This window comes from Streptomyces sp. NPDC031445 (genome assembly GCF_055581365.1).
On sequence record NZ_JBVIJO010000019.1, the window covers coordinates 94,789 to 116,081 of the forward strand.

Consider the following 21,293-nt stretch of genomic DNA (forward strand, 5'->3'; position numbering starts at 1 on the left):
GGGATGCGATCACCCACCGCCGGTGTTGCCATGACGTATGACGTCACTTCGTAACCTAGGCCCGTCCGATCTCGAGGTCTTCCCGCTCGCCCTCGGTGGCAACGTCTTCGGCTGGACCGCCGACGAGCAGACCTCCTTCGCCGTCCTCGACGCCTACACCGCCGCGGGCGGCAACTTCATCGACACCGCCGACTCCTACTCCGCCTGGATCGAGGGCAACCGGGGCGGCGAGTCGGAGACGATCATCGGCAAGTGGGTCAAGGCCCGCGGCAACCGCTCCGAGGTCGTCATCGCCACCAAGGTCAGCCAGCACCCGGAGTACCAGGGCCTGTCCGCGGCCAACATCAAGGCCGCCGCCGACGCCTCCCTGCGCCGCCTGGGCACCGACCACATCGACCTCTACTACACCCACTTCGACAAGCCCGAGGTGCCGGTCGAGGAGATCATCGGCGCGCTGGACGAGCTGGTGAGGGCCGGGAAGGTCCGGCACATCGCCGCGTCCAACATCAGCCCCGAGCGGCTGCGGGCCTCCCTGGACTTCTCCGACCGCGAGAGCCTCGCCCGCTACGTCGCCGTCCAGCCGCACTACAACCTGGTCTCCCGGGACACCTACGAGGGCCCGCTGCAGGACCTCGTCGCCCGCGAGGGCCTGTCCGCCGTCCCGTACTTCTCCCTCGCCTCGGGCTTCCTCACCGGCAAGTACCGGCCCGGTACGACCGTCGACAGCGCCCGCGCCGAAGGAGCCCAGAAGCACGCGGAGTCCGAGCGCGGCCAGAAGGTCCTCGCGGCCCTGGACGAGATCGCCGCGGCCCACGGGGCCCCGGTCGCCACGGTGGCCCTGGCCTGGCTCGCCGCCCAGCCCACGGTCACGGCCCCGATCGCCTCGGCGAGGACGGTGGAACAGCTCCCGGCGCTGCTGGGGGTCGCGGAGCTGGAGCTGACGGAGGCCGAGGTGACCCGGCTGACGGAGGCGTCCGCCTAGCCGCTCTCCCGTCAGCCCCCGGGACTACGTCCGGTACGGGTTGTACGCGGGGTACGGCACCGCCGGATACCCGTACGGCGCCGGCCCCCAGAACACCGGCGCGGGAACCGACGCCCTGCTCGCGTACTCCAGCGCGGGCCGGGCCACGTCCCTGCGCTTCCACAGCTCGTCCAGCAGCTCACGCTCCCGGACGACGAAGTCGGGGCCGGCCTTGCCCTCGCGCCCCCGGTGCCGCAGGAACGCCAGCGAGGTCGCGTACGCCTCGTACCGGGCCACCTCCCGCGCCGCCTGGCGTCCGTGGTGGTGCCGGGCGTAGTCCCGGGCCATCCGGCGCGCCCGCATCGACCCCAGCGCGAACGGCTCGGCCGGGCCCAGCCACCCGGCCAGCACATACGTGGGCAGCTCCGCCCGCACGGTCCGCAGCTCCCGCTGCCGGGTCCAGACCGCCAGCCAGGTCACCACCGCGAACACGGGCACCATGAAGGCTCCGTAGACGGCGAAGAAGCCGTACTCGCCGAAGGTGGAGGAGCCGTTCCAGAAGGCGTGCATGCTCATCGCGAGCAGCAGCCCCACGACCGGCAGCAGCACCCGCCGCACGTGCTGCCGCTCGGCGGACAGCGCGGCGATGCCGAAGCCGATGCCGGTGAGGACGGTGAACAGGGGGTGCGCGAACGGGGACATCACGATGCGCACGAAGAAGGTGGCGGCGGTGACGGAGGCGATGCCGCGGTCGCCGGTGAGCTGGTCGGTCCCGAAGGCCGTACCGAGGTAGAGGATGTTCTCGGTGAACGCGAACCCGGTGGCGGTGACGCCCGCTATCACCACCCCGTCCACGATCCCGGTGAAGTCACGCCGGCGGAAGAGGAACACCAGCAGGACGGCGGCGGCTTTCGCGGACTCCTCCACGATCGGCGCTATCACGGTGGCGCCCAGCGTGTCGGCACTGGCCGGGTCCGCGGTCGAGGTGGCGATCCACTTGGTCGCGAAGCTGTTGGCCACGATGGCTATCAGCGCCGCCGCGCAGGCCCCCCAGGCGAAGGAGAAGACCAGATTCCGCCAGGGGCCCGGCTCCACCCGGTCCAGCCACCGGAAGGCGGCCATCAGCCAGGGCACGGGCAGGACGGCCAGTCCGAGGCCGACGAGGAAGCCCTCCGTGCCCGTCTGCCGCCGCACGAGCGCGAGGATGACCAGACCGGACAGGGCCAGCAGGGAACTCAGTGCTCCGTACCGCACCCACCGGCGCTGCCACCAGTGCGGGTGGCGCAGCACACCGTCGCCGGGGCTCGGGGGGTACGTCGGAAACGGAGGACTGGTGGCCACGGCATCGACCCTAACGGTGGCGGGGCGAGGGGCTGGAGCGGATTATCGGCCCAGCTCAGCGGTGCTGTGCGGTACGCGCCGGAACAGCAGGTCGTTCACCACATGTCCCTTGTCCAGTCCCTGTCCCTCGAAACGGGTCAGCGGCCGGAACTCCGGGCGCGGTGCGAAACCGCCGTCCGGCCGGGTGTTCTCGAAGCCGGGGTGGGCGGTGAGCACGTCCAGCATCTGCTCGGCGTACGGCTCCCAGTCGGTCGCGCAGTGCAGGAGCGCGCCCGGCCTCATCCGGGACGCGGCGAGCGTCAGGAACTCGGGCTGGATGAGCCGCCGCTTGTGGTGCCGCTTCTTGGGCCAGGGGTCGGGGAAGTAGACCCGCAGCCCGTCCAGCGCGTCCGGGCGGAGCATCTCCCGGAGCAGGATGATCGCGTCGCCGTTGCCCACCCGGACGTTGGACAGGCCGTTGCGGTCGGCGAGACCCAGCAGGTTGCCCTGGCCGGGGGTGTGCACGTCGACGGCCAGGATGTTGGTGTCCGGGTCGCCCGCGGCCATCCGCGCGGTGGCCTCGCCCATCCCGAACCCGATCTCCAGGACCACGGGACGGTCGTTGCCGAACAGCTCGGCGAGGTCGATCACCCGCTGCCCGTCGATGTCCAGCCCCCACTTGGGCCACAGCCGCTGCAACGCGTCGGCCTGCCCGGCCGTCACCCGGCTCCGCCGCGGCTGGAAGCTGCGGATCCGCCGCTCGAAGTGCGACCCGGCCGGGTCGGCCTTGGGCCCGTCGGGAAAGCGCGGCTCGCCCTTGGCCCGGGTGTGCCGGTCGGGGACACCGGGGTCGTGGGGGGCCGGGGGCGGGGCGGGGGGGTTCAGGGAGTCAGACACAGTACGACCGATTTTACGGGTGCCGACCGGCCGCTACAGCGAGCCGAGCATCGCCAGCGCCCGGCGCCCGATCTCCCGCCCGATCGGCAGCGAGGCCGTGGCCGCGGGCGAGGGCGCGTTCAGCACGTGCACCGCCCGCGGCCCCTCCCGGATCAGGAAGTCGTCCACCAGCGTCCCGTCCCGCAGCACCGCCTGCGCCCGCACCCCGGCCGGGGCCCGCACCAGATCCCCGGCCTCGGCCCCGGGCAGCAGTCTTCGCACGGCCTCCAGGAACGCCCCCTTGGACACCGACCGGCGCAGCTCGCCGGCGCCGTAGCGCCAGTGCCGCCGGGCGATGGCCCAGGACCCCGGCCACGCGACCGTCCCGGCCAGCTCCCGGGGCCGTACGACCCCCCAGCCGTACCCCTCCCGGGCGAGCGCCGGCACCGCGTTGGGCCCGATGTGCACGCCGCCGTCGATCCCGCGCGTCAGATGCACCCCGAGGAACGGGAACGCCGGGTCCGGCACCGGGTACACCAGCCCCCGCACCAGTTCCGGCCGCGCCAGCTCGTAGTACTCCCCGCGGAACGGCACGATCCGCACCCCGGGGTCGTCGCCGGTCAGCCGGGCCACCTCGTCGCAGTACAGCCCGGCGCAGTTCACGAGCACGCGCGCGCGTACGACGTCCCCGGTCGCGGTGAGCACGGCCACGCCCCGCTCCGGCCGCCGGTCCACGCGCACCGCCCGGGCGCCGTACCGGATCTCCGCGCCGGAGGCCCGCGCCAGCTCGCCCGCGACGCCCGCGAAGTCGCACACCCCGGTCGTACCGACGTGTATGGCGGCGAGGCCGCGCACCTCGGGTTCGTACTCGGTGATCTGCGCGGGGCCCAGCTCCCGCACCGGGATGCCGTTCTCCCGGCCGCGCTGCACCAGCGCGTGCAGCCGCGGCAGCTCGTCCCGCTCGGTGGCGACGATCAGCTTGCCGGTGACGGCGTGCGCGATGCCGTACTCGGCGCAGAACTTCACCATCTCGGCGGCGCCCCGCACCGCGTACCGCGCCTTGAGCGAGTCCGGACGGTAGTAGATCCCGCTGTGGATCACCCCGCTGTTGCGCCCCGTCTGGTGCCGCGCCGGCCCCGGCTCCTTCTCCAGCACGACCACGCGCGTACCGGGCGCGGCCCGGGTGATGGCATACGCGGTCGACAGCCCGACGATCCCCCCACCGATGACGAGCACATCACAGTCGTACGCCCCGGCCCGCACCTGCACCACCTCCGCCTCCGATAGTGCATTGCGCCACTGACAACGGCTTCAAACGCCGGGCCGTACCCCGAAGGGGCTCGGCCCTACGCCGGAGCCATCAGCGGCCCTACGCCGGAGCCATCAGCAGGGGGCGGGCCCGCTCCCGCAGCTCCACCACGCGCGGCTCGTCCCCGTACGGCTCCAGCCGGTGCAGGAGGTCCTTCACGTACTCCGTCGTGCGCGCCGACGAGATGCGCCCGGCCACCTCCACGGCCCGCACCCCCTGCTCGCACGCCGCGTCGAGGTTGCCGGACTCCAGCTCGGCGACCGCGGAGACGACCAGCCGCAGTCCGTGCGACCGCACGAACTCCTCCGTCGGCTTCGACAGCGCCTGCTCGGTGAACCTGCGCACCTGGCGCGGTGCCTTCAGGTCCCGGTAGCACTCGGCGGCGTCCGCGGCGAACCGGTCGTACCCGTAGAAGCCGAGCCAGGACGGGTCGTTGTCGCCGGGACGGGACCGTTCCAGCCACCCCTCCGCCGCCTTCAGCGCCCCGCCGGCCGCCTGCGCGTCTCCCGCGCGCGCGTGGGCCCGCGCCTCGACCAGCCGGAAGAAGCTCATCGTCCGCGCGGTCGCCAGCCCCCGGTTCCGCTCCAGCGCGGCCTGCGCCAGGTCGACCCCCTCGTCGCCGAAGCCCCGGTAGGTCGCCTGCAACGACATGGAGGCGAGGACGTAACCCCCCAGCGGGACGTCGGCCGCCGCGCGCGCGAGCCGCAGCGCCTGGATGTAGTACCGCTGCGCGGCCTCCTGCTGCCCGGTGTCGAAGGCCATCCACCCGGCGAGCCGGGTGAGTTCGGCCGAGGCGCCGAACAGGGCGCGGCCGACCTCGTCGGAGTAGGAGCCGAGCAGCAGCGGGGCCGCCTCCACCCGCAGGCACTCCGGCACCATCGACGAACGCCAGTCCCCGCCGCCGTACTTGGAGTCCCACCGCCTGGCGTCCTCGGCGGCCTCCCGGAGCTTCTGCACATCGCTGTGGCCGACTTTGATCGGTGCGCCGGACCCCTCGGCGGAGCCCGCCTCCCGCGCGACCGAGCTGTCGGCGGGGGTTATCAGCCAGCGCGAGGCGGGCGTGGCGTACGCGCTGACCGCGAACGACCCGGCGAGCGACTGCCAGATGCCGCCGGAGCCGGCGCGGCGGCCGGCGAGGTCGAGGCGGTACAGCTCCGTCGCGGACCTCACCGCCTGGCCCACGTCCCTCGGGAAGGCGAGGCCCACTTCGGGCGCGGGATCGGCGTCCGCCAGGCCGATCTCGTGCAGCGGCACCGGCCGGCCGAGCTTCTGGCCGATGGCGGCGGCGATGAGGTGCGGCGCCGCACCCTGCGGCACCATGCCCTTCGACACCCAGCGCGCGACGGACGTCTTGTCGTAGCGAAGCGTCAACCCGCGCTGCGCGCCGAGGTCGTTGACGCGGCGGGCGAGTCCCGCGTTGCTGATTCCCGCGAGGGCGAGAACGGCGCCGAGTTTTTCGTTCGGCCCGCGTTGCTCCCTGGACATGCGCCACCCCTCGACACAGACGGCTGCCGCTCTGGCATAACCACGCGGCATTCGTAAACCCAGCGTAGTTCGCCGCATCCCAAGCGTTAAGGGGCATTGTTCCGGTTGGCGGGATTGTGGTCCGTACGAAGGTCCGTTCCCTGTACGCACCGTGCACGGTGCGTCGCCGCGTGCCCCCGCACGTGTGGCCGTGCGCCCGTCCGTGCGCTCTTCTCCGGCCACCCGGGGAGCGGTTCCATGGCTCTTGCGTGGGTCGGCCCGCTGTACTGGATCCAGTGGGCTGGGGGACACCGCCGCCTTCATCCCCGCGGGTGGCGGACCGGTCCGGGAGGCGATGCCCGCCTCCCGGACCGTGCGCGCGTGTGGACCGCCGCGCGCTCCGCAGGCCCCTACGGAGCGTGCTCATCTCCGGTGCCCCTCCATTTAATTGGCCGAAAACCGCCCCATGCCATCTGCGCCCAATTGCCGTTCCGACCATGCAACTTGAGGGCGCGAAGGGCGGTTTGGGGGAGCGCGCAGGGGGCGCATTCGCGCCGGGGTCGTGCGGTACCGCCCGGCCCCCACCCACTCCGCCGACGCCGGCCGGCCGCCGACTCCGAGGCCCGTGCCGCGTGTTCCCCTTGGGTTTCCCCCGATCGAAGGCGGTGCCGCCGCCCCTCTCCCGCGCGCCCTTCATGGCAGCATGGGGTCCGGTTCGTACGGTGCACTGTTCGTCCACAGCCTGTGGAGGCGTCGATGCGGTGGTTGGTGGGTTGGAGCAGCACCGCCGCGGGCGCCGCCGGGATCGGATCCGCCGGTGCCGTCGGATACGACGGCGAGACCCTCCACCCGGTCGGCTCCCAGCTCCTGTGGGGCGACCCCGATCCGCTGTGGGCCGTCGGCGACTGGCGCCCGGACGAGGTGCGCGTGGTGCACGCCGACGCACAGCACCGGATCGCCGTCCTCGGCATCTGCGGCGCCACCGACGAGGAGCTGCGGCGCGGCCTGTTCACCGCGCGCGGGGGCGCCCTGCGCCACCTGACCACCTGGCCCGGCAGCTACACGGCCGTCGTCCAGGCCGGCCGCCGCATCACCGTCTGCGGCGACCTCGCGGGCGCCCGGCCGGTGTTCTACACCCCCTGGGCCGGCGGCACCGCCTACGCCACCGCCGCGCTGCCCCTCGCCGACCTCGTCGAGGCCAACCTCGACTTCACCCACCTCGCCGCCCTGCTCGCCGCCCCGGACGTCCCGGCCGCGCTGCGCGACAGCACCCCCTACGAGGGCGTACGGCGCATTCCGCCGGGGCACGCGCTGGTGCTGCGCGCCGGGGCGCGGGAGGTCGCCGGGTACGAGCCGGTCGCCTCCCTCGCCGTGGCCGCGCCCCCGGCCGACCCCGGCCGCGCCGTGGACGCCGTCCGGGACGCGCTGGTGGAGGCCGTCCGCACCCGGCTGTCGGCACCCCGGCACGTGCCCGACCTGGACCCCGGGCCGGTTCCCGGCATGGGCCCGGCCGAGCGGCGGGCCGCGCGCGGCATGCCGGCCCCCGGCATCGGCGCCGACCTGTCCGGCGGCCCCGCCTCCGGCACGCTCGCCCTGCTGGCCGCCGGACTGCCCGGCAGACCGGGCACGCTCCTCGGCCACGGCACGGGCGCGGGCGAACGGCTCCTCGCCGTCACGTTCAACGACCTGGCCGTGCCCGGCCGCGAGGCCGAACTCGAACGCGCCGGCGCCCTGGCCGCCGATCCCCGGCTGCACCACGTCGTGGTCACCGGCGACGAGGAGACCCTGCCGTACGCCGACCTCGAAGGCCCGCTGACCGACGAGCCCGGCCCCTCCCTGGTCCTGGCGGCCCGGCACCGCGCGCGGCTCGCCGCCGGCAGCGCCGACCACTTCACCGGCCACGGCGCCCGCCAGGTCCTGGACGCCCACCCCGCCCGCCTCGCCGACCTGCTCGTGGACCGCAAACGGCGCCACCTGGTCCGGCCGGTCGCCGCGCTCGCCCGCGCGGACGGCTCCGTGATGGTCCCCGCGCGCGTGTACGGCGCGGCCCGGCGCCTCGCCCGCACCCCCTACCGGGCGGGCCTCGAGGTGCTGGCCGAACGGCTGATGCGGCGCCGCTTCGACGAGCCCAAGGGGGCGGTCGGCGCCTCCCTCGCCGCGCTGTCCTGGGCGAGACCCGGCCCGGCCGCCCGGTGGCTGACGGGGGAGGCGCTGGCTGAAGTATCGGTTCTGCTCCAGGCGGAGGCGGACCGCTCCGCGACCGGCGCACAGCGCCCCGGTGACTACCGCGCGCGTGCGGCACTCGCCCGGCACGCCGCCGACCTCCGCGTCCTGGAACAGGCCGCGGAGATCCGCTCCCAGCGGCTGCACGCGCCGTTCCTCGACAACCAGGTCGTGCGCGCCTGCCGCGCCCTCCCCGAGGCCCTGCGCGTCCAGCCCGGCGCCCGCGCCGCCATCCTCCGCACGGTCCTGGAGGGCGCCGGCGTCACCGACCTCCCGTCCGGCTGGGGCGCGCCCTCCCACGCGTCCTCGGCGGCGGCCGCCCGCGCGGGGCTGCGAGCGGCCGCCGACCCCCTCATGGACCTCTTCGCCACACCGCTGCTGGCCGACGCGGGCCTGGTGGAGGCGCGTGTCGTCCGCAAGGCGCTGCGCGCGGCCGCGGCGGGCGAGACCCTCCCCCTGGACGGACTGGCCGACCTCGTCTCCCTCGAACTGTGGCTGCGCCGCCTCCTCTCCCGCCGAGGCACCTGCTGGACGGGCACCCCGACCCGCTCCCGCGCGGTCCCCTCGGGGATCCAGCCGAGGCGGAGCGCGCTGACGCCGGGGGCGTGAGCGGTGGGGGCGGCTCAGCCGGGGGGTGCGGGTGGTGGCACCGGGCGCCCCGCCGCCCCGGGAACCGAAATTCTGTGCCCCATCCCGCACCCCCCGCCACAATGACCAGGTGCGGTACAGAATCCTGGGCGTGACCCAAGCGGCGGACGACCAGGGCACCCCCGTACCCATCGGCGGCCGGCGCCTGCGGACACTCCTCGCCGCCCTCGCCCTCCGCCCCGGCCGCACCACCGCCCCCGACACCCTCGTCGGGGAGATCTGGGCGGACGACCCGCCCCAGGACGCCCCCGCCGCCCTCCAGGCCCTCGTCGGCCGACTGCGCCGCACCCTCGGCCGGCACAGCGTCGCCTCCACCCCGGGCGGCTACCGCCTCGAAGCGACCGACGACGACGTGGACCTCCACGTCTTCGCACGCCTCGCCCACAGCGGCACCCGGGCCCTCGCCGCCGGCGACCCGGCCACCGCCCACCGCACCCTCACCCAGGCCCTCGCCCTCTGGAACGGCCCGGCCCTCGCCGACCTCCCCGACCGCACCGCCGCCGCCCGCCCCGAGGCCCTGCGCCTGGAGGCGACCCGCGCCCGCGCCGCCGCGGCCCTGGACCTCGGCCGCGCCCAGGAGGCCGTACCGGAACTGCGGGAGCTGACCTCCGCCCATCCGTACGACGAGCCCCTGCACGCCCTCCTCATCCGCGCCCTGCGGGACACGGGCCGCCCGGCCGACGCCCTCGCCGCCTACGAGGCCGCCCGCCGCACCCTCGCCGACTCCCTCGGCACCGACCCGGGCCCGGAACTGCGCTCCCTGCACGCCTCGTTGCTGAAACAGCAACCCCTGGAGACCCCCGCGCGCCCGGAGGTCACCGCGCATCCGGAGACCCCCGCGTACCCGGAGACCCCCGCCCACCCGGCGATCCCCCAGTCCGCGCACCCCCGCAAGCCCCCGGCGCGTTCGTCGCTCCCCGCGCCCCCGCGACGCCCCGAGCGCACCGGCAATCTCCGTCCCCGCCTGACCTCCTTCGTCGGGCGGGAACCGGAGCTGAACGCCATTCGTTCCGACCTGCACAGGGCCCGCCTGGTGACGCTCACCGGACCGGGCGGCTCGGGAAAGACCCGTCTCGCCGAGGAGGCCGCCGCACCGCTCCCCTCGGCCTGGCTGGTCGAACTCGCCCCGCTCGACCACCCGGAGGCGGTGCCAGGCGCGGTGGTCAGCGCGCTCGGTCTGCGCGAGACCGTGCTGCTGACCAACGAGCTGGCGACCCCGCAGGCCGACCCCACGGCCCTGCTGATCGAGTACTGCGCCCCGCGCAGCCACCTGCTGATCCTCGACAACTGCGAGCACGTCATCGGCGCGGCGGCCGCCCTCGCCGAGACCCTCCTCACCCACTGCCCGGGGCTCACGATCCTCGCGACCAGCCGTGAACCCCTCGGCGTCCCCGGTGAGTCGGTGCGCCCGGTCGAGCCCCTCGTCCCAAAGCAGGCGCACCGCCTCTTCGCCGAGCGCGCGAAGGCCGTCCGTCCCGACGCCGACGCGGTGCTCGGCGACAGCGTGGCCGTCGCGGAGATCTGCCGCCGGCTGGACGGGCTGCCGCTCGCCATCGAGCTGGCCGCGGCCCGGCTCAGACTGCTGACCCCGCGCCAGATCGCCGACCGCCTGGACGACCGCTTCCGCCTGCTCACCTCCGGAAGCCGCACGGTCCTGCCCCGCCAGCAGACCCTGCGCGCGGTCGTGGACTGGTCCTGGGAGCTGCTGGACGAGCGGGAGCGGACGGTCCTGCGCGAGGTGTCCGTCTTCGCCGGCGGCTGGGACCTCGCGGCGGCCGAGGCCGTGTGCACCGGCCCGGCGGCGGACCTGATCGGCGCGCTGGTCGACAAGTCCCTGGTGGTCGCCGCCCCGCACGACCCGGACGGCACCGGCGCCGGCATGCGGTACCGCATGCTGGAGACCATCCACGAGTACGCCGCCGAGCGTGCGGCCGAGGTCCCCGGGCTGCGCGCGGCGGCCGAGCGACGCCACCGCGCGTGGGTGCGGGTGCTGGTGGAGGAGGCGGAGCCGCGGCTGCGTTCGGCGGACCAGCTGCCCTGGATCGCCCGCCTGGAGAGCGAGCTGGACAACATCCGCGCGGCCCTGGACCGCGCGGTCCGGGCGGGGGACGAGGCGCAGGCGGGCGCCATCGTCCTGGCCACCGGCTGGTTCTGGTGGCTGCGCAACCACCGTCAGGAGGCGGTGGCCTGGGTGCGGCTGGTGCTCCGCCTGGGCGTCGCCCTGGACACGCTGCCCCCGGGCGCGCCGGCCGACGAGGTGAGGGCGCGGACGGAGACCGCCGACCCGGTGGGCGCCTTCCTCGCCGCCCCCGGCGGGGAGGAAGGGCACCCGCTGCGCGAACTGCGGATGGACCTGCGCATGCTGGACCTGTTCCTCACCTCCGAGACGGACACGGAGAACCTGGCGGCCGACGAGCGGGCCCGCGAGTACCTCGCGCGCGTGCGGGCGGCCTACGAGGGCGGCGGACCGCGGGCCGCCCGGCTCCCGGGCATCATCTGGCCGCTGACCTCCTACTACCTGGGCGGGCCGACGGACATCCGCCTGCTGATGACCGAGTGCGTCGACAACTGCCGCCGCCACGGCGGCGACTGGGAGCTCGGGGTCGCCCTGATGTACCGCGCCCACGTGACCGTCGACTCCCCGGGCAACCTGCGGGGCGTCGACGAGGACCTGGCCGAGCTGCGGACGCTCACCCGGCGCGTCGGCGACCGCTGGATGCGGGCGCAGGTGTGCGGCGCGTCCGGCGAGGCGGCCATGACCCGGGGCCGGTACGACGAGGCGCGCGGCGAGTACGAGGAAGCACTGCGGCTCGCCTACGAGGTGGGCGCCCACGCCGAGTCACCGTTCCTCATGGCCCGGCTCGCCGAGATCTCCTACCGCTCCGGAGACCGGGAGGCCGCGCTGGCCGCGCTGGACGAGGCGGGAAGGGCCGCCGACCGGTTCGCGGTACCGGAGTCCCGGGCCTTCGTCCTGCTCCTGCGCGCCCACATCGCCCTGCACGACAACCAGCACGCGCAAGCCCGCGAGCTGTACGAGGCGACGCGCGCGGTGATCCGGGACGGCACCCCGCCCCCGCAGTTCGTCGCGGCCCAGCGGATGGTCGAGGCACTCCTCGCGGCCGACGAGTCGGGGCCCGCGCACGGACTGGCGATCCTGGCGGAGGCCCTGCGGGAGGCCGTGGACCACCAGTGCGCCGAGTCGATCACGGCCGGTCTGGTGGACGTGGCCGCCGGTCTGCTGGCCCGGCTCGGCGATCTGCCGGGCGCGCTGCGGCTGTTCGCCGCCGCGGACCGCTGGCGCGACGGCCTGGAACGGCCCGAGCCGGAGCGCGGCGAGGCCGCCCGGGTGCGTGCCGGGGCCCGCGCGGCCCTCCCGGCCGGCCGCTACGCCGCCGAGTGCGCCCGGGGCGCCTCCTTCGGCGTGGCGGACGTCCTGCGCGAGCTGGGTGCCGCGGCGGCGGCCGGCGCGGCATCCCGGGGCGGCGGCCCGGCTACCGGCAGGTGAACCGGGACTGCGCCCAGTCCGCGAGCGCCGCCCGGTCGAAGGCGTTGCCGTGCGGTTCCACCACGAGCCGTACGGTCGCGCGCCCGGTGAGGTCGACGTGGACGGGGACGGCCGGGTCGCGGCCCCTGACCATGCCGGACCGCCACAGCCGTACCCCGTCGGCGTAGACGGAGAAGGAGACCTTGCCGAGGCCGCGCGTGAGGTCGTCCACGCCGGCCAGCGCGTCGTAGGCGGCGCACCGCCGGTTGAGGACGACGGTGACGGAGGAGTCGCCGCGGACGGTGACCCCGCGCGCGTACCGCTCGCCGCCGACGGACAGGCCGTACCGCTGCCACACCCAGCTGCTCTCGCCGAGCGCGATCTCGGGCCGGGTGCCGTCACCGGCGACGTCGAAGCGCAGCTCGCTCAACTCGTAGACGGTGGGCGCCGGCGGCGCAGTGGGCGTCGGGGTCGGCCTGGGCGTGGGTGCCGGTTTCGTGGTGGGGGCGGGGGTGGGGGTCGTCGCCGGGGCGGGGACGGGGGCCGGTTTCGGTTTCGCCGGGGGCGGCGGCACGGCGGGCGTGCGGGAGGGCGTGCCGGCGGGCGTCGGCGCCGGTTCGGGAACGAGGGCTACGGGCTTCGGCGGGGACGTGCGGGGAGGCGGTGCGGGCGCGGGCGTCCCGGGCCGTACCACCGGTGCGGACACGGACGGGGAGGGGTCCGGTGCCGGCTGGGCGGCCTCCTTCGCCGGGTGGCCGTCGTTCACCAGGGCCAGCGCGACCGCGGCGGCGGCCACCACCACCACACCGGCGGCGATGCCGGCCTTCACCGGCGCCCCGAGTCCCTCGGAGGCCGCGGCCCCGCCCCCACCGCCCGCCCCGCCGGACGAGCCACCGGCCGCGGCGGCGGCGCCGGCCGCTCCGGCCCCCGCGCCCCCGGCCACGATCCCGAGGGCCTTGGCGTACCCGGCGGCCCCGAACCAGCCGATGACCGCGACCGGGACGACCGCGGGGATACCGCTCGCCACCTCTTCGATCTCCGCCGCCGCCAGCCGGCACCTGGCGCACTCCGCCAGGTGCTTGCGCAGCCCCCGCTCGGCGCGGACGCGCAGCTTGCGGCGGGCGTAGCCGCCGAGCTGGTCGGCGTAGCGGGCGCACTCCTCGTCGTGGGACAGGGCAGCGCTGACGTGCGCCTGGAGGTACGCCTGCTTCAGCCCCTCGCGCGCGCGGCTGGCGAGCACCCGGGTGCCGTTGGCGTCCAGCCCGAACAGCACGGCCACCTCGCTCGGGGACTCGTCCTCCACCTCGGTGTGCCACAGCACGGCCTGCCAGCGTTCGGGCAGCGAGCGGAAGGCCCGCATGGCCATGGACTGCTCGGCCTCGCGCAGGGCGCGGACGTCGGCGGCCAGACCGAGGCCAGCTGCGGAGGTGCCGATGAACGCGGTGTCGTCGGCGGCCTCCGGGACCCGGGCGGCCTGCTGGGCGAAGAGGGCGAAGTCGTCGACGAGTTGCTCCCGCCGGGCGGACTTCGCCCAGTGGGCGGCGACCCGCCGGACGGAGGTCAGCAGATAGGCCCGTACGGCGTGCTCCGGACCGGAGCCGCCCCGCACCGCTTGCAGCGTCCGCGCGAACACCTCGGCGGTGAGGTCGTCGGCGGTGTGCCCGTCCCGGCAGCAGGTGCGGGCGTAGCGCCGTACCGCGTCGGCGTGCCGCCGGTACAGCTCCGCGTAGGCGGAGTCGTCACCGCCGCGCATCCGCTGGATCAGCTCGGCGTCGGCGGGCGGCGTCTCCCGGCGCGGGGGCGGCACGCTCCCCTCACGCTGGGCCGGCACGTTCCCGTCTCGGGCCCCGCCGGACGGCGCCGGCCGCCCGCCTTGGTGCGGCACCTGGGGTGAGGTCAGCTCCCGGGTCTCCGCGTCCCCGTCGTCACCGCGCGACCCGTCCCACCCGTCAACGCCCATCGCGGACAGCCCCCGACCCCGGCCCAGCCCAACCCGTCAGGCGTCAGCCTGCCACAGCGAGCTTCCCCGGAAGCCCCCGCGCGCACCTCATCCACTCGTCCGAGCGCACGTGCCCCCGCACCGCCCCGAACACCCGTCGGGGCGCACGCCCCCAGGCGCCAACGGCACCACCCGACATCGCCTGGCGCACGGGTGGTGCCGCTGGGGATGGAGCGCCCCCGGAGACGAAGCCGAGGTGCGGGCCGGTCACGTACGGGACCGCAGCCCCTCCAGCAGGATGTCCAGCAGCCGCGCCGACGCCGCCGCCTGCTGCGCCGCGTCCGGCAGCGACGGAGCCGCCGTGGCGATCACCAGCAGCACGTCCCCCACGGACACGTCCGTCCGCAGCTCACCCGCCGCCCGGGCCCGGTCCACCAACTGCCCGACCACATCGAGCAGCGCCCCGGCTCCGGCGTCGTCGGCCACCGCGGCCTCCTGCGCCACGAGCCGCAGCTCACCGTTCCCCGGCTGCACCCGCTGCTGAGGCACCCGGGCCTCTCCGACGAGGCCGACCGCATCACCGGCCGTACCGGACTCATCCGGAGCGGCGGAGCCGACCCGCAGCACCTGCGGCGGCAGCAACCGCCCCGCCCCCGACGCCACGGAGGTCCGCAGGAACCGCGACAGCGCCGACCACGGCTCGTCCTCCTGCCCGAGCGCCGCCCGGGCCTGCTCGGTCAGCCGGGCCGTCTCCTCCTCGGCAATCCGCCGGACCAGCACGTCCTTGCTGGGAAAGCGCCGGTACACCGTGCCGACCCCGACCCGGGCCCGCCGCGCCACGTCTTCCATCGGCGCGCCGTACCCCAGCTCGCCGAACACCTCACGCGCCGCACGCAGCACGTGCTCCAGATTGCGCTGTGCGTCCACCCGCAGCGGGGTCGTCCGCGCGGCGTCCGCGCGTCCGCCGCCCACCGCCGCGCTCATCGCCTTGCCGCCGGGCGCGACGGCGGCCGCCGATGCCCAATGCGTGTCCTGAACATGCATGTGTTTCCCCCGGTAATGACGTCTCCCCCCGGAGACTCCCCGCCACTGAACGCGAGGTGCGCGGAAGCGGCATCGGTCCCGACCGGATCCGTCCGTCGCGGACCCGTTCGACCACATTCCCTACACCCCGTCGACACACGAACATAGTTGAGAGGCAGTCAATTCAGAAGGGGCAGGTTCCGTACAGTGCGCCCCCCGATCGGAGTACGGGGTGTATACATCCCGATTCCCGCCCTTCGCACCCTGTCGGCCGCCCTCGCTGACCTGCCCCCTTTCGTCCCGCGCGGACGCCACGGCCGGCCGTGCGCACGCCCGGCCGCCGGTCACACAAATTGTCGGGGCTGTGGACAAACACCAGCGCCGGGTGCGTCATGGGATGGTGAAGGAACGTGCGCGCATTCTGGTTGTCGGCGGCGGCTACGTCGGGATGTACACGGCCCTGCGCCTCCAGCGGAAGCTGAGGGCCGAGCTGCGGAGGGGCGAGGTCGAGATCACCGTCGTCACCCCCGATCCCTACATGACGTACCAGCCGTTCCTCCCCGAGGCCGCCGCGGGCTCGATCTCCCCGCGCCACGTCGTCGTACCGCTGCGCCGCGTCCTGGACCACTGCCACGTCGTCGTCGGCGAGGTCACCTCCGTCGACCACGCCGTACGCACCGCCGCCGTCACCACCCTCGCCACCGCCGAGGAGGGCCGGACCGCCGAACTCCTCGGCTACGACGAACTCGTCCTCGCCCCCGGCTCGGTCTCCCGCGCCCTGCCCATCCCCGGCCTCGCCGAGTACGGCATCGGCTTCAAGACCGTCGAAGAGGCCATCGGCCTGCGCAACCACGTCATCGAGCAGATGGACATCGCCTCCTCCACCCGCGACCCGGCCGTCCGCGACGCCGCTCTCACCTTCGTCTTCGTCGGCGGCGGTTACGCGGGCGTCGAGGCCCTCGGCGAACTGGAGGACATGGCCCGCTACACCGCGCGCTACTACCACAACCTCCGCCCCGAGGACATGAAGTGGATCCTCGTGGAGGCCACCGACCGCATCCTCCCGGAGGTCGGCCCCGAGATGGGCCGCTACACCGTCACCCAGCTGCGCCGCCGCAACATCCAGGTGCTGCTGGACACCCGCCTGGAGTCCTGCGCCGACCGCGTCGCCGTGCTCAGCGACGGCCAGCGCTTCCCGACCCGTACGCTCGTGTGGACGGCCGGCGTCAAACCGCACCCGCTGCTCGCCGCCACCGACCTGCCGCGCACCGACCGCGGCCGGCTGCGCTGCACCGCCCAGCTCACCGTCGAGGGCGCCGAGCACGCCTGGGCCGCCGGTGACGCCGCCGCCGTCCCCGACGTCACGGCCGCCGAACCCGGTACCGAGACCGCCCCCAACGCCCAGCACGCCGTCCGCCAGGCCAAGGTGCTCGGCGACAACATCGTCCACTCCCTGCGCGGCGAGCCCCTGGAGACGTACGCGCACAAGTACGTCGGCTCGGTCGCCTCCCTCGGCCTGCACAAGGGCGTCGCACAGGTCTACGGGCGCAAACTGAAGGGCTACCCTGCGTGGTTCATGCACCGCCTGTACCACCTCAGCAGGGTGCCCACCGTCAACCGCAAGGCCCGGGTGCTCGCCGAATGGACCCTCGCCGGGCTCTTCAAACGGGAGATCGTCTCGCTCGGTTCGCTCGAACACCCCCGGGCGGAGTTCGAACTCGCGGCCGGGGGAAAGCCTCCTCACAGCCCCTCCGACGACCCGAAGGGGTCGTCCTGACCGGACTCAGGAACTCCACGGCCCGCCCCGGCGTCTGACGGTTGTCGCCCGCCGCGGCCCGCTCCCTGCCAGACTGCCCTACGACGTCGGACGGGCGCCCGCCCGCCCTAGCACCCACGAGGCTTCCCCCAAGTGAACTTCACGCGCTGGAGCGCCCGGCTCCCCGGAACGCAGCGCCGCGCCGCCGCGCGGACCGAGACGGCGGTCTCCCCGGACCGGCGGGGGGAAGGCTCCGTGCCCGCGGCCCGTGCCGAACGGCCCGCCGACGGCACGGCCCCGGTACCCGCCGTCGACGAACTGCCCGCGCGTGACGTCCTGGACCGCGTCCCGGCCCTCGTCGCCCTCGTCCACGGCCCCGACCACCGCATCGCGTACGTCAACGACGCCTACACCACGGCCTTCGGCGCCCGCGCCACCGGCGTGGCCGCCCGCGAGTCCCTGCCCGAACTCGCCGAACTGGGCCTGCTCCCGCTGCTCGACCAGGTGCTGCGCAGCGGCAAGCCCCGCACCCTGAAGTCCCGCAAGGCCGTCGACGGCCGCTCGTACACCTTCACCTGCACCCCCGTCACCGAGGACGGCGACCGCGACGCCGGCGTCCTCGTCTTCGCCACGGACGTCACCGACCACGCCGAGGCCGCCGAACGCCTGCGCGCCAGCGAGCGCCGCCAGCGCGAGACCGCCGTCACCCTCCAGCGCTCCCTGCTCCCGCAGGAACTGGAACAGCCCGACGACCTGCGCATCGCCGCCACCTACCAGCCCGGCGGCACCGAGGCCGCGGTCGGCGGCGACTGGTACGACGTGATCACCCTCGGCGGCGGCCGGACCGCCCTCGTCATCGGCGACGTCATGGGCCGCGGGGTGCGGGCCGCCGCCGTCATGGGCCAGCTCCGCACGGCCGTCCGCGCCTACGCCCGTCTCGACCTGCCCCCGCACGAGGTCCTGCAACTCCTCGACGGCCTCGCCGCCGAGATCGACGCCAACCAGATCGCCACCTGCGTCTACGCCGTCCACGACCCGAACGAGGGACGCCTGGTCTACGCGTCCGCCGGTCACCTGCCGATCCTGGTCCGCGACGAGAACGGCACGGTCTCCCGCGCCGACGAACCCACCGGTCCGCCCCTCGGCACCGGCGGCTGGATCCACTCGTCCGGCTCCATCGCCCTCGGCGCCGGCTCCACGGCCGTCCTCTACACCGACGGCCTGGTCGAGCGCCGCGACGCCGACCTGGACGAGGGCATCGCCGCGCTCGAAGGCGCCCTCGCCGGCGCGACCGGAAGCCCCCAGGTCGTCTGCGACCGTCTGGTCCGCTCGGCCGGCGTCACCGCCGACCACGACGACGACGTCGCCGTCCTGGTCCTCCAGCACCCCGCGCGGACGGGCCCCGACGGCGACCTCTTCCGCAACGCGGCCCTCGAACTCCTCGGCGGCGTGGAAGCGGCCCCCCGCGCGCGTGCCTTCGCCTCGGGCGTCCTGACCAGCTGGCGCTTCCCCGCCGAACTGCACGACCTCGGCGTCCTCGCCACCAGCGAACTGGTCGCCAACAGCCTCCAGCACGGCATCCCGCCCATGCGGCTGCGCCTGCGCCGCACCGACCGCCGCCTCATCGTGGAGGTCACCGACGGCGACGACCACCTGCCGAGGCGCCGCCGCGCCGAGCCCGGCGACGAGTCGGGCCGGGGCATCGCCATCGTGGCGACGATCGCCTCCAGCTGGGGCTGCCGCCGCACCCCCGGCGGCGGAAAGGCGGTGTGGTGCGAGTTCGTCCTGCCGAAGGCGAAGCACTGACCGGGCGACACGCCCGGCACATGACGACGGCCGCCACCCGGAGGTGACGGCCGTGACGCACCGCGGACTCACGCGTCCGCGGGCACCGGTCCCGTGGACGCCCCGCCCCGGGCGACCACCCGGGTCCCGCGCGCCAGCCAGGGCCGGTCCTGTACGGCGGTGAGCCGCCGCCCCAGCCGCAGCGCGAGAACGGTGATCCCCAGCGAGAACAGCAGGAAGGTCAGGATGTACGGCCCGTGCAGCGAGGCCGCGAGCGGACCCCCCACCGCCGGACCGACGGCCAGCGCCAACTGCTTGACCAGCGCGAACGCCGAGTTGTACTGCCCGGCCATGCCCTCCGGCGCCAGATCGGCGACCAGCGGCGCGACCGTCGGCGACAGCATCGCCTCGCCCAGACCGAACAGCGCGTACGTCGACACGAACGCGGCCGTGGCCATCTCCTGGCTGCCGTGCCCCAGCCCCGCGTACCCGGCGGCCAGCCAGGCCACGGCCCAGATCAGACCCACCGCGGCGATGACCCGGGACCGCCGGCGCCGCTCCACGAACCGCAGCACGGCGAACTGGGCGACCACGATCATCAGCGTGTTCGCGGCCAGCGCCGTCCCCAGGGCGGACGTGGATATCCCGGCCGCCTCCACGCCGTACGCGCTCAGCCCCGACTCGAACTGCCCGTAGCAGGCGAAGAAGATCACGAAGCCCAGCACGGACAGCTGCACCATCGCCCGGTTCCCGAGCAGCCGCTTCCAGCTGCCCTTCGCCGAGCCCGCCGGGGCGTCCGCCAGGCGCGGCGAGCGCGGCATCCGCACGGTCGCCAGCACGCCGACCAGCAGCAGGAACATCGCCGCCTCGATCGCGAACAGCAGCGTGAACGACGACACGCGCGTGGTGTCGACGAGGTGGCCGCCGATGAGACCGCCGACGCCCAGCCCCAGGTTCTGCAGGAAGAACTGCATCGCGAACGCACGCGAGCGGGTGTCCGCCGAGGAGCAGTCCACGATCATCGTCGCCAGTGCCGGCTGCATCACGGCCTGTCCGGCCCCGAGAGCCGCGGCGGACAGCAGCACACTCGCGGCGGCGCCCGCCAGACCGAGGCTCAGCGCGCCCACGGCGGCGGTCACCAGGGCGGCGAGCAGGACCGGCAGCGGGCCGCGCCGCACGATCGCCCGGCCGGCGAACGGCAGCACGATCAGCGCGGCCACGGCGAAGACGGCGAGCACGAGACCCGCCGTCATGGCTCCCAGACCCCGTACCTGCGCCACATAGACGTACAGGTAGGGGACGGTGAAGCCCAGTCCGAACGCGCTGAGTGCGTTGCCCACGTGGATCCGGCGCATCGCTGCGCCCATCGCCCTGGTCACGTTCACCTCTCTCACTAGTTAGACCTGAAGACTTCGAAGCTAAACTTCAAGGCTAAAGAGTACATGGTCAAGGACTTCAAAGCAAAGGACTCCCGTGGGATACTGCGTCCATGGCCGACACCCCCGGCGGCGTCACGGAGCCGACGCTCGAAGAACAGATCGCCGCCTACCAGCGCGAGTTCCAGGACCTGGACCCCCAGGTCGAGAAGATCGTGTCGGCGCTGTCCCGGCTGAACCGCCGGATGAACGTCGCCTACGGCCGCCAGACCTCCGCCCTCGGCATCAGCAACGCCGAGTGGGAGGTCCTCAAGGCGCTGGTCCTCTCCGGCGCCCCCTACCGCATGGGCCCCAGCGAGCTGGCCAAGCGGCTCGGCCTGACCCCGGCCGCCATGACCCACCGGATCGACCGCATGGTCACCGAGGGACTGGTCACCCGGGAGCGCGACGAGTCCAACCGCGTCCGCGTCATCGTGGAGCTGACGCCCGAGGGCCGCGAGAAGTGGCTGGAGGCGATGCGCTTGGCGACGGTCTTCGAGGAGGACCTGCTCCAGGACCTCACTCCCGCGGAGCGCGGGGTGCTCGGCGAGGTCCTGACCAGGCTGCTGCGCAGGGTGGAGCACGCCCAGCCGGACGCCGGCGGCCGGCTCAGCGACCTGGACTGACGCCCCCGGAAAAGATCTTGACAGGGGGGTGTTGACACGCCCCGGCTCGATCCGTAAAGTTCTTCGGGTTGCCGCGGAGCCGTAACGGTTCTCCGGTAGCACCTCAGCCGCCTTGAGCGGCACCTCTCACACCTCCAGCACGATCCTTCCTACGGGTTAATTTCGGCGCGCCCGAATTTATTTCGAATAGGGACTCGGCGGCCCGATTGGGAATCGCCGGGCGGATCCGCTAAGGTTTGAGACGTCGGAACGGCCCAACAGCCGCGAGGACGAACCCCGCTGACCGGGGATCAGACGCCGAAAGGATCTGATAGAGTCGGAACCGCCGGAAAGGGAAACGCGAGAGCGGGAACCTGGAAAGCACCGAGGAAATCGGATCGAGAAAAGATCTGATAGAGTCGGAAACGCAAGACCGAAGGGAAGCGCCCGGAGGAAAGCCCGAGAGGGTGAGTACAAAGGAAGCG

13 protein-coding genes are annotated in these 21,293 nt (G+C 74.4%); 6 read left to right on the top strand and 7 right to left on the bottom strand.

All coding sequences use genetic code 11. The features are described 5' to 3' along the window. Positions 1-37 precede the first annotated feature (37 nt). The gene (locus tag ACZ5DC_RS36820; RefSeq protein ID WP_468660178.1) at positions 38-982 is read left to right on the top strand and encodes an aldo/keto reductase; all 945 of its coding nucleotides are present in this window, start codon (positions 38-40) and stop codon (positions 980-982) included. Positions 983-1,006: 24 nt separating this feature from the next. On the opposite strand, the gene ACZ5DC_RS36825 is transcribed toward ACZ5DC_RS36820, so the two are convergent. From ACZ5DC_RS36825 to ACZ5DC_RS36840, 4 genes are all read right to left on the bottom strand, one after another. Then, a complete protein-coding gene (locus ACZ5DC_RS36825) occupies positions 1,007-2,302 on the bottom strand; it encodes a PrsW family intramembrane metalloprotease (protein ID WP_468660180.1) in 1,296 nt (431 codons plus the stop codon). A 42-nt stretch (positions 2,303-2,344) separates the two neighbouring features. Continuing rightward, positions 2,345-3,178 carry a tRNA (guanosine(46)-N7)-methyltransferase TrmB gene (trmB, locus tag ACZ5DC_RS36830; protein ID WP_468660182.1) on the bottom strand — a complete coding sequence of 278 codons (834 nt, stop codon included), beginning with the start codon at positions 3,176-3,178 and terminating at the stop codon, positions 2,345-2,347. 33 nt (positions 3,179-3,211) lie between these two features. Continuing rightward, positions 3,212-4,429: an L-2-hydroxyglutarate oxidase gene (gene lhgO, locus ACZ5DC_RS36835; protein ID WP_468660184.1), complete on the bottom strand. Its 1,218-nt coding sequence runs from the start codon at positions 4,427-4,429 to the stop codon at positions 3,212-3,214. Positions 4,430-4,526: 97 nt separating this feature from the next. Beyond that, positions 4,527-5,951 (bottom strand): MFS transporter, encoded by a 1,425-nt coding sequence (locus tag ACZ5DC_RS36840; protein ID WP_468660186.1) that lies wholly within the window; start codon positions 5,949-5,951, stop codon positions 4,527-4,529. Between the two features lie 735 nt (positions 5,952-6,686). Here ACZ5DC_RS36840 and ACZ5DC_RS36845 point away from each other — a divergent pair. Both ACZ5DC_RS36845 and ACZ5DC_RS36850 read left to right on the top strand, forming a co-directional pair. Next, entirely contained in the window at positions 6,687-8,762 is a 2,076-nt protein-coding gene (locus tag ACZ5DC_RS36845) for an asparagine synthase-related protein (RefSeq protein ID WP_468660188.1), read from the top strand. Positions 8,763-8,871: 109 nt separating this feature from the next. Further along, positions 8,872-12,306, top strand: a complete 3,435-nt coding sequence (locus ACZ5DC_RS36850; protein ID WP_468660190.1) for an AfsR/SARP family transcriptional regulator — start codon at positions 8,872-8,874, stop codon at positions 12,304-12,306. On the opposite strand, the gene ACZ5DC_RS36855 is transcribed toward ACZ5DC_RS36850, so the two are convergent. Together ACZ5DC_RS36855 and ACZ5DC_RS36860 are read right to left on the bottom strand one after the other, a co-directional pair. Then, on the bottom strand, positions 12,293-14,245 hold the full coding sequence (locus tag ACZ5DC_RS36855) for a sigma-70 family RNA polymerase sigma factor (RefSeq protein ID WP_468660192.1): 1,953 nt from the start codon (positions 14,243-14,245) through the stop codon (positions 12,293-12,295). The two genes, ACZ5DC_RS36850 and ACZ5DC_RS36855, sit on opposite strands and share 14 nt — an antisense overlap. A 246-nt stretch (positions 14,246-14,491) precedes the next feature. Continuing rightward, on the bottom strand, positions 14,492-15,268 hold the full coding sequence (locus ACZ5DC_RS36860; protein ID WP_468660194.1) for a TetR/AcrR family transcriptional regulator: 777 nt from the start codon (positions 15,266-15,268) through the stop codon (positions 14,492-14,494). Positions 15,269-15,644: 376 nt separating this feature from the next. Here ACZ5DC_RS36860 and ACZ5DC_RS36865 point away from each other — a divergent pair, with 376 nt between their 5' ends. Continuing rightward, positions 15,645-17,024 (top strand): NAD(P)/FAD-dependent oxidoreductase, encoded by a 1,380-nt coding sequence (locus tag ACZ5DC_RS36865; protein ID WP_468660196.1) that lies wholly within the window; start codon positions 15,645-15,647, stop codon positions 17,022-17,024. Positions 17,025-17,156: 132 nt separating this feature from the next. Further along, positions 17,157-18,809 carry an ATP-binding SpoIIE family protein phosphatase gene (locus ACZ5DC_RS36870; RefSeq protein WP_468660198.1) on the top strand — a complete coding sequence of 551 codons (1,653 nt, stop codon included), beginning with the start codon at positions 17,157-17,159 and terminating at the stop codon, positions 18,807-18,809. A gap of 68 nt (positions 18,810-18,877) precedes the next feature. Here the strand turns inward: ACZ5DC_RS36870 and ACZ5DC_RS36875 are convergent, their stop codons facing one another. Continuing rightward, the gene (locus ACZ5DC_RS36875; protein WP_468660209.1) at positions 18,878-20,143 is read right to left on the bottom strand and encodes an MFS transporter; all 1,266 of its coding nucleotides are present in this window, start codon (positions 20,141-20,143) and stop codon (positions 18,878-18,880) included. Between the two features lie 134 nt (positions 20,144-20,277). Here ACZ5DC_RS36875 and ACZ5DC_RS36880 point away from each other — a divergent pair, with 134 nt between their 5' ends. Next, entirely contained in the window at positions 20,278-20,829 is a 552-nt protein-coding gene (locus ACZ5DC_RS36880) for a MarR family winged helix-turn-helix transcriptional regulator (protein WP_366752618.1), read from the top strand. Positions 20,830-21,293 lie beyond the last annotated feature (464 nt).